This window comes from Nitrospira sp. BLG_2 (assembly GCF_049222245.1).
Genome location: NZ_JBLYIG010000606.1, coordinates 1 through 7,831, shown reverse-complemented (window position 1 = coordinate 7,831; position 7,831 = coordinate 1). Strand labels below are relative to the sequence as shown.

Below are 7,831 nucleotides of genomic sequence, written 5' to 3'. Positions count from 1 at the left end.
TTTATGGCGGCTCGTATGTGCGCACATGCTCTGATCATCAATTCGTGCGTCGCTTTTTCAGTCATGCACTTGTTCTTGAAATAACGAAAGGGCATCGGGAGTCCTTTTTTCAGTGATGATGAGAGCTCATGAGTGAACTCGCGTGTAACCACTGCATCAATCAAAACACGGCGATCTATGAAAGAGCACGCGCCGGGTACAACAGTGAGAGTCCGGAGATGAATGTCACATCATGCCACGTAACGATGATCGCAACGACATGAGGATGGACGGACATGATGAGAAGAGGATGTTATGATTGGAGGATGGATGGAATGGTCCATATTTACACGTGTTATAGCAGCTTGCAGACAGTCGGAATATTGCTGTTCACCAGTAAGCAGAAATGCAGAATCGATGCCAGATAGATCGGTTTATTCTAATCATTTTGTGACTCGTTGCAGGGCATACGCGAGCATGCCACCGCTGCCGACGAGTGAATGGTGTTGAACAGGAGGGGAGAGGGGTCCATGGGCGCCATTGGCCGTTCTCTTGATGCGAAACAATTCATCAATCACCCGTCGGGGCAATGCGAAATTCATGCACGGATTCAGTTGCCTGGAGTTTTTCAGATAGTTGCGATGCGCTTGAGCGGTCAGTAGTGCGCAAAACCATACTGTGGCGACGTATGCGACCTTCGGCGTCAAGATGGTAGCTAAAGTTTGCAATAGTGAACCTGTAACTTTCGATCAATGTGCGCAGTGCAGTTTCAGTCATGTCGGAAGCTCGTGTAAAGTGAACTTCAAAGTGGTAATAGGCTCGAGTGGGCATACGCGTCTCAATCCACCTGAGCATTGAGAGCATGCCTATCGTGAGCAAGACCGATACGATGAGAGGAAAGTAGAATCCGATCCCAGCCAGAATACCAATTGCGGCTGTTATCCAGATTGATGCAGCGGTGGTGAGTCCCCGGACCGAGAGTCCGTCCTTCATAATAACCCCTGCGCCTAAGAACCCTATCCCCGTCATTATGCCTTGCGCCATTCTAGTCGGATCAAGCTTGATGGATTCAGCGGTGGCGTGGACCCAATGAGCCTGATAGACAGTAACCAGCATCAGCAAACTGGATGCGGTACAGACCAGCGCATGGGTGCGGAATCCCGCTGGTCTTCCGTGGTACGATCGCTCGTATCCGATCAACGCCCCCGCGAGCGCCCCAGTGACCAAACGCAACAACATTTCAAGATCGTCTTTGGTTACGTTCAACTATCTACCAAGAGTTCCGTCACGGGTTTTCCATGTCTGACATGGTTTTCCCGCCAAATCTGTCGTGAACGAAGCCCAGCGGTCTTTCTTCCGCCTGTCAGTTGGGGCAGACGTTATGTTATTGGCCGCCATCGTGTTGTAACGGGAAGAATTGTTCGCGCACCCTCAGGCACGCCGTTCGCTACACCTGAATGAGTGATCTGATGGGTAGCCCAAATTTCATGACCCTCCACAGCAGGTGACAGAGATTCGGCCTGATGGTCATTGTCTGAGGAGCAGTAAGTCCATACTCCGTGACCTAATAGTGCGAGAAGAAGGCCCGCATAAAATCCTCGCCAGAATCCTTTGAGGGTCATAGTCCGATCCACGCCATACCCCTCAAACATGCCACAGGAACCCATCGCAGAGAGTAAAGAATGAGTCTTGTTCAGCAGGGTAACCGCGCAATAACGGGTCTAAGCAGAATTCATACCACTCGGAATATGAAGGATTTCAATATTCTTCGCGCGATATATCCGCGCAGAGTGATGAATGGTCAGCAATTCATGCTGGATTCATGCTTGTGGATCAACAATCCTTCCTGTTACCCATGGCCTTGTGAGTTCAGAAACCGTTGTGGACCCCCTCTACTACAATTTGAGGAACGGTCCATGGGAAAAGATGATGGGAACCAAGTTATAGTAATGCTCGACTTGAGAAAGATGATTCGAGGGCAGAATGGCCGTGGGGCTTGCACCGAGACCGCGCATCCATCTTCTGATAGGCTATGAGGACTTCTACGAGGACTTTCATGCCTTGATCGGTCAGGCTGTGGACAAGATGAAACCGGAGAGATCCTGACGGATCGACTAGGAATGTCCGCCCTCGTCCCACTGACTGTGTCATCGAGCCGCCATAGAGACGCTGTAAGCGACTGAGTGGGTCTTCCGCGACCAAGAAATGCATGTGTTCTGGAACAAGTGATCGCCTCCGTATACTTGTCTGCCTTTCCGACGGAACCAGGAGTAGTGCTGCTCCCAGCTTCGCCAGTTCTTTACCTTGTCGGTTCCAAAGCACGTTGTCGGACCTTTCGAGAGTCGGCACGAAGCTGAGAAAGAACCATCGTCCTAAGAATTCGTCCGGCCCGATATAGGACACTTGGCCTTCGATAACGGCAGGAAACCGGAACGTCAGCGCTTGTTGTCCGATTCGACGCACGATCCGTTTGCCGACTCGCATTCTTAGACCTCGACCTCGATATTCTTCGGAGCAGAAGGGGGTTGTCTCGTGCTGGCGTGCGACTCCGGTAATAGCCAGACGAGATAGTCTCCATTTCTGGGCGGACCTATTGCGATCCTTCCCGAACGACTCAGACGATCAATCGCAAACAACAGTGGTGCGCTTCCAATGTGGACCAATTCGCTTTCCAGTTGGTCCAATGTCTTTGCGCCTTGTTGATCCAAAATCTCCAGCACGTTCGTTTCTACAGCAGTCCTCTCAGCCCCTATGGGGTTACGGTCAATGTTTGGCAATATCATGGTTCACCTTATTGATGAGGTTTACGTCCGCATCGTTTACTTGCGCGCTGATCAGCAGTTTCTACATATGGCTCTGCAGAAATTGTGCCGGTGTATTTAGATGGAATTACCGTCTTGCAAAACGTGCCATGCTGTCTATTCAGCAGCTATTGCAGGAGCAGAGTTGTTCTGGAAGCAGAGATGTACGGTTGTCTTCACCTATGACAGAGCTGGTAGCATGTGTTATAGTTCCATGCATGGATCTTGCTCACTCAAAGACGTCCCTGTCATCATGGGGAAGAGACAGCAAGGTATGCTGGGCAGTGGTGCTCTGTCTGTGCGTAGTCGCACAAATGCTTGGGACGCCATTTACATTTCTGGATCTGTTGAATTCAGATATGCTCACAGAATCCGAACTTGTTTCCGAGGACTTGTCCTCTCTTTCGTCGTCGCCTGAACCGGAGAGGCCTCGCCTTCTCCATACCTTTACCGAGTTAGGCTCAGTCCTTCATCTGCCGGTATTATCTACATCAGTTTTTCGACCCCCTTCTCTCTAGCTCACGTGTTCTCTGCACCATAGCATCAAGGCCGTGTGCGGCTCGATGTCGGCCTCTATGGTCGGTCAGCAAAGCGAGCTGATTGACATAACCAGTAAGCGTACACAAAGGCTTATGATCATTGTGTCATGGTCAGTTCACTAGCAATGTATACGGAATGTATACAGAAGGAGAACTGTATGTGTTATCCAGCCCTGCAACGTACGATCGCTCTCGTGGGCATTCTTCTTTGGGCCGGTTTGTCCCTAGGTTGTATGAATGTTGTGAGACCTGTTTCCTCTTCGGAGGACATAGCAACCGGGGATAAGCATGGAACTCTATTCGGAGGGATTCATTTAACACAGCATGAAAAAGATCTTCCGACAGATCTCGATGGAGCGACGTATATGAAATGGTGGGTCCAGGAAGAGACCCATGGAACCCACATCCTGCTGAGCCCTCTTCCGCTTAATGGACCCTTCGCAGTGAAGCTTCCAACTGGCTCGTATCGCGTCACAGACGTCAGCCTTCATACTAGTAAGGGAATATGGCACACCGAACTTCCCAAAAAGTTCACGGTTCGGCCTGGAGAGTGTACCTCCCTTGGCTTGTGGAAGCTTGAGTTGCAAAACGAATTCCGATCCGGATGGCTGACGCAGCAGAGATTCGATGAGAAGGTGCTTGCGAATGACATAGGAAGAATTGTCGAAACGGAGGGTTGTCATCAGATAGCCACTACTTCGTTTAATCCGAGTGAGAAGAACACGATTAGAGTGAGCCTTTATCGATCAGATCAACTGATTCGGCCGTGAACTCTTTGAAGACACGTTCAGGGTGAACTAATATCTGTAATGCCGTGGCCTTAGTTACAGTTAAAAAGGGAGCATCTTTTGCCAGGAAACCACCTGACGTTGTTCACAGACAGCGTCAGGTGGTCGACAAAGTTGTGTAGGTGTGGTCTGAGGGTCCTCGGAACTGGGGTCTTATAAAGGAAATCAAGGCGATCAACACACAATCCGATCCGCCAGAAATAGCCGAAGATAGCGACCAATCGATTACATAACGGATTGAGGATTCAGTGTTCCTATGTGTGCCGGTTGCCTGTCATGGTCCCTCCAAGCCAATGCTCTATTTTTCAGCGGGAAGGCCAATAGATAAACAACTGACATTTTATTTTCACAACGTGCATTCCCTTTGTTCTTCCGAATGAAAAACTTTAGCCAAATTAACGACAATACATCTCCACTGTCTGATCGTTCGTAAGGGCTCGACTCAATGCAACTCTGGAAAAGGCCATGGCCACCTCTGAAGCGACACACCAGAAATTTATTCATGACCGAGGAGATTGTGTCAGCGCATCGAGCGCGTCACGGTACTGAATCTGTAATTCTTCCCGTTGGTTTGTTGTCAACAATCTCCAACCGGAACGGACCGCGCGTAAATACTCCTCCGGCTCAAACGTCGCATGAAAGGCTTGAGCCTGTTCCGGGACGTTTGGCATCTGACGATCATACTTGCTAATGTCCGGGCCAGGACTATGCCGATCATGCGCCTCGCTGAGAGTGAGATAGAGGACATCTCCTCTAATAGACAGCCACCCAGATGTCGTTTCCTCCTCTCCATACTCCGTCACATGACTCAGATGAAAATAGATCCGCTGATCCGGCGAGGCCAGTTCCAATGCCCTTGAAAGGGCGGGGGCGAGCACCGCTACTTCTTCATTGCGAAAGGCCCTTGTTCGCTCCGCTTCTCCGGCAAGGAGGCGATAGACAATATTGCGCTGTTTCCAGACACGTACCCCCCGCAGCAACAAACCCACCTCATTTGGCGTGAGAGAGGTTGGATGGCTGCTCAAATCGGGGTTCGGATCCTTTTCCAAGTACACCTGATTGAGACCCGATTGATAAATGACCATCTCTGGTACAACTGATGTCCCGGCACAACCAGTCACAAGGCCGATGCTAAGAAGCAGTGCCTGGGTAAACCTCAGATCATTGCTGCGTTTACGTCCGCTCATGGCTGAACCTCCTGATGCGGTGTAGGACTTATATCGGAATCGACTGAATCGAATCCATATTGTTTGAGTTCTCCCTGCGCTTTCTCCGTCTGTAGGAACGAAACAAAGTCGCGGGCCCCCGCAATATTTCGGGCCGTCCAGGGTGAGACCGCTCCGTAGGTAATCGGTCGATGACTGTCGGGCGGTGCTGAATCAATAATGCGTACTCGCTTCGACCCGATGGCATCGGTGCGATACACCACTCCCAACTCGGCCTCTCCTTTTGACACGAGGTCGAGCACGGCTCGAGAATGTTCTCCGTAGAGAAGTTGCGCTTTCAGACGAGACTCGAGATTCCGGTGCTTCAGGAACTGGATTGTATCTTTGCCGACAGCGGACGCCGCGGGATCCCCGATTGCAATATGTCGCACCGGCTTCGTGGCAAGTTCTTCAATGGAAGTCACTAGCGCGGGAAAAGCGCTATTGGTAATCAAAACAAGAGCCGTACGAGCGTAGATATGTTTGCTTTCTTTAATAATAAGCTCTTTACCTTCCAGAAGATCGATGTCCTCGACTTGCCCCGCCAACAATACATCGACAGGTGCGCCTTCCTCTATTTGCTTGGTGAGTGTTTTCGGATGGGCATAGATGACCCGTACGTTGACGTCGCGATTTTGTGCTTCGAACAGCGGCAATAGTTTTCGAAACGCATCTTTCAGATTGCTAGCTGCCGCGATCGTGAGCACCTCGGATTGTGCATGTACGGGCGGAGCCCCCGATGCTGTCAATGCGACAATGGCGACTACAACAAATATGTGAGCAAGAAGATGAACCAGTCTCATGACGGCCTCCGTATTTCTGTGCTGTCTCATGTGCATTAGAAATAAAACTGATATTGGACATTGAACCGGTTCTCGACGAGATCCAAGCCGAATCCCGGAAGATTCTCGAAAGGGAATCTGTCCGGCGCTCGCCCACCACTTCCCATCGTGATATTCGAGTAATCGAGAATCAGCCGATTATTGTAGGTGCCGTCGAAGCTGTAGCTGATGGCGACGCCAAGCTCCTTAGTCAAATCTTGTTTCTGTCGAGTTGAAGGATCATGAATGCCGTATCGGACGGCCACTTCGAGCTTGCGAGGGACAACATACTTTCCGACCTGCACATACCAGCCCCACGCATCACCGAGTGACACCGGCGGACCCACGGCGAGGGGACTCGTCGGGATGGTCCCGAGATCGAAGGGCTTGGTTCCGGCGTCGCTATTCCGAACATCCTGTATTCGATAGAATCCCTCAGCTTGAATCGACCACCCCTGGTATTTCGCAATAAAATCGAGGTCGAACGTATGAAAATCATAAATGCCGCCACCGAGCAATCTTCCGTTATAGGCAGCCGCCACGCGTTGACGAAATGCGCGTTCGACGATATCGGACCGGATTGAACTGAGGTAAACTTGAGACGGATCATAGGCATAGGCGAAGGCGACGGCGGTTTGAGGGGTCCGCGAATTCAGAATGTCGCCTTGTCCGTACCCTGGATTGCCCAAGATTTTGTACAGTAACCTGACCGTGTACATCATCTCGCCCGACAAAATGCGTGTGTCGTAATTGTACGTTCTGGTGGTTCCAGCATTCGGGGCGCCGGGTGTTCCGGTTGGAGGCAACACATTCTGGCTGACGGCCGTTCCCTCTCGTGTCAGATTGGCCCCGACTCCTCCCCAAATGCCTAGGGCATAATTGAATTTGTACCGCTCCTCGTCGCTCAGGATCTGGAGTCCGACGTCGCGGCTGCCTTGCAAGTTGGACGCAAACACCCTTTGCACAATCATAGGATCAGCAAACGATGTGGTGGCATTGGAGCTGATTAGGGCCCGATTAAACCAGACTCGCTGTTGACCCAATTGAACGGTGGCCCAGGGAATGTGCCAGGATGAGATATAGGCATCGAGCAGATTAAGGCGTCCACTCCCTCCTTCTTGGTCATACGCCGGCTGAGTGGCGGCCAAGGAAAAGTTGTACCGCAGATCAGGATCGAAGGCATGCCCCATAAATTGAAGCTGCACATTGGGCACGTAAAACTTATTCGTATCGTTGGGATACCTGTACGCACGAAATTCAACCTGCCCGCCGAGAATCTCTGGATTTCTTGAATCTCCGATGGTTCCCCAGGCATCGTTGTATGTGCTGTGGGTATAGCGAACTTGTGTCAGCAGCCGAAGTTTGAGGAGGAATTTCTCCCCAACACGGAGGTTCAATCCGTTGTTAACATCGATAGAGAAGTTCGGCTTCGTGACTCGTTCCTTGGTTTCAATAGCCTTCAGGCCTTTATTGTATTCCTCTTCGGTAATCACGCCTTTCATGTAGAGGTATTTTAAGCCGGGATCTTCCCCGGAATAATACTCCCACTTACCGTCCTTTTTGGCGAATTGGCCTTCCTCGAAAGCCAGTGTTGGCGAACTCTCAATAACGAAGGTTGCAATAAGTATAAATAATAGGAAGGCAGCGGAAATTCTCATGTCACATTCCTCCTTGACATGGAACTTCCGGTGGTCCGGT

At 50.7% G+C, this 7,831-nt stretch carries 6 protein-coding genes; all 6 read right to left on the bottom strand.

Annotation, left to right across the window (positions count from 1 at the left end):
* Positions 1-549 precede the first annotated feature (549 nt).
* Complete coding sequence (locus ACOSYY_RS16110; protein WP_421663716.1) at positions 550-1,218, bottom strand: MgtC/SapB family protein; 669 nt, start codon at positions 1,216-1,218, stop codon at positions 550-552.
* Between the two features lie 702 nt (positions 1,219-1,920).
* Entirely contained in the window at positions 1,921-2,463 is a 543-nt protein-coding gene (locus ACOSYY_RS16105; protein WP_421663714.1) for a hypothetical protein, read from the bottom strand.
* A gap of 2 nt (positions 2,464-2,465) precedes the next feature.
* Positions 2,466-2,762: a hypothetical protein gene (locus ACOSYY_RS16100; protein WP_421663713.1), complete on the bottom strand. Its 297-nt coding sequence runs from the start codon at positions 2,760-2,762 to the stop codon at positions 2,466-2,468.
* 1,845 nt (positions 2,763-4,607) lie between these two features.
* A complete protein-coding gene (locus ACOSYY_RS16095) occupies positions 4,608-5,294 on the bottom strand; it encodes a hypothetical protein (protein WP_421663711.1) in 687 nt (228 codons plus the stop codon).
* On the bottom strand, positions 5,291-6,115 hold the full coding sequence (modA, locus tag ACOSYY_RS16090) for a molybdate ABC transporter substrate-binding protein (protein WP_421663709.1): 825 nt from the start codon (positions 6,113-6,115) through the stop codon (positions 5,291-5,293). The genes ACOSYY_RS16095 and modA overlap by 4 nt, the downstream gene beginning before the upstream one ends.
* Before the next feature lie 35 nt (positions 6,116-6,150).
* The coding region (locus ACOSYY_RS16085) for a putative porin (RefSeq protein ID WP_421663707.1) at positions 6,151-7,831 on the bottom strand (1,681 nt) is incomplete at its 5' end.

What these genes read in the sequence shown, in the direction of transcription:
- ACOSYY_RS16110 (WP_421663716.1), bottom strand. Translation starts at nt 1,218, where the DNA reads ATGTTGTTGCGTTTGGTCACTGGGGCGCTCGCGGGGGCGTTGATCGGA.
- ACOSYY_RS16105 (WP_421663714.1), bottom strand. Translation starts at nt 2,463, where the DNA reads ATGCGAGTCGGCAAACGGATCGTGCGTCGAATCGGACAACAAGCGCTG.
- ACOSYY_RS16100 (WP_421663713.1), bottom strand. Translation starts at nt 2,762, where the DNA reads ATGATATTGCCAAACATTGACCGTAACCCCATAGGGGCTGAGAGGACT.
- ACOSYY_RS16095 (WP_421663711.1), bottom strand. Translation starts at nt 5,294, where the DNA reads ATGAGCGGACGTAAACGCAGCAATGATCTGAGGTTTACCCAGGCACTG.
- modA (WP_421663709.1), bottom strand. Translation starts at nt 6,115, where the DNA reads ATGAGACTGGTTCATCTTCTTGCTCACATATTTGTTGTAGTCGCCATT.